The following is a 1,259-nucleotide window of genomic DNA, read 5'->3' as shown; positions in this document are numbered from 1 at the left end:
GAAATGGTCACGGCGATCGCGACGATGCTGCGTTCGGTACGGCTGGAACACGCCGAGGGCCAGGCCATCCGCCAGGTCGCCCGGCTCACCTCCTCCACCCAGTCGCAGAGCACCTCGGCAGCCGGGGCGCCCTGCTGCTCCAGGGGGATGCTCACCCAGCCCGCCTTGCCCAGCCCGTATCCGGCGGGCTCGGCGCCGGGGCAGGCCAGCGCGTGCGCGTGCGCCGTCTCGTCCTTGAGCTTCACCGTCACCCCAAGGGGGTAACTGCCGTCCTGGACGCCGAGGAAGACGAACACCTTCTTGTTGACCTTCGCGACGGACTCGCCCCAGGGGAATTCCTCGACGGCGTCCGGCAGCCCCAGTGCGAACACACGCACTTTCTCCCACTTCTTCACGGCATTCCTGGGCACGGCCATCGTCGTCCTCCGGGCTCGTCGTCGGGCTCCGCACCCCTCACGCTAGCCTCGGCCACCGACAGCGGCACGGGCTGCACGACCGAGGGGTGTCATGAGCAGGCAAAGCAGGACGAACCGTCCCTACGACATCGTGCTCTTCGGAGCGACCAGTTTCGCCGGGGCGCTCACCGCGGAGTACCTGGCCGCCCACGCGCCAAAGGGGCTGCGCTGGGCGATCGCGGGCCGCAACGCCGGGAAGCTGGAGCGGCTGCGGGACCGGCTGCCCGCCGACGCCAAGGTCGCGGTGGAGCGGGCGGACGCCTCCGACCCGGCCTCGCTGCGCGGCCTCGCCGCAAAGGCGCGCGTGCTGGCCACGACGGTCGGCCCGTACGTGACGTACGGCGAGGAACTCGTCGCCGCCTGCGCGGACGCCGGGACCGACTACCTCGACCTCTGTGGCGAGCCGGAGTTCGTGGACCTGATGTACGTCCGGCACGACGCACGCGCGCGGGAGACCGGGGCGCGACTGGTGCACGCCGCCGGGTTCGACTCGATCCCTCACGACCTGGGCGTGTACTTCACCGTGCAGCAGCTGCCCGAGGACGTGCAGCTGACCGTGGAGGGCTTCGTCACCGCGGACGCGGCGTTCTCGGGCGGGACCTTCGCCTCCGCGCTCGGCCAGTTCGCGCGGCAGCGGGAGATGGCGGCGGCCGCCCGGGACCGGCGGCGGCACGAGCCGCGGCTGGTGGGCCGGCGGGCGTCGGCGCCGCTGGGCGGGCCGCGGTTCGCCAAGGAGGTCGGGGCGTGGGCACTGCCGATGCCGACCATCGACCCGCTGATCGTGCGGCGCTCGGCGTCGGCCCT

Annotated in this window: 1 protein-coding gene and 1 pseudogene; one reads left to right on the top strand and one right to left on the bottom strand. The window is 72.8% G+C overall.

Annotated features, from left to right (window positions below; all coding sequences use genetic code 11):
- Positions 1-89: 89 nt before the first annotated feature.
- Positions 90-416: pseudogene (locus ABZ281_RS49795) on the bottom strand (MmcQ/YjbR family DNA-binding protein); the annotation flags it as partial.
- Positions 417-507: 91 nt separating this feature from the next.
- Here ABZ281_RS49795 and ABZ281_RS49790 point away from each other — a divergent pair.
- Positions 508-1,259: saccharopine dehydrogenase NADP-binding domain-containing protein (locus ABZ281_RS49790; RefSeq protein ID WP_356665499.1), on the top strand; the 752-nt coding region annotated here is incomplete at its 3' end.

It is taken from the genome of Streptomyces sp. NPDC006265, from assembly GCF_040613555.1.
Classification (GTDB): Bacteria; Actinomycetota; Actinomycetes; order Streptomycetales; family Streptomycetaceae; genus Streptomyces.
This window is presented reverse-complemented; position numbering and strand designations above follow the sequence as displayed.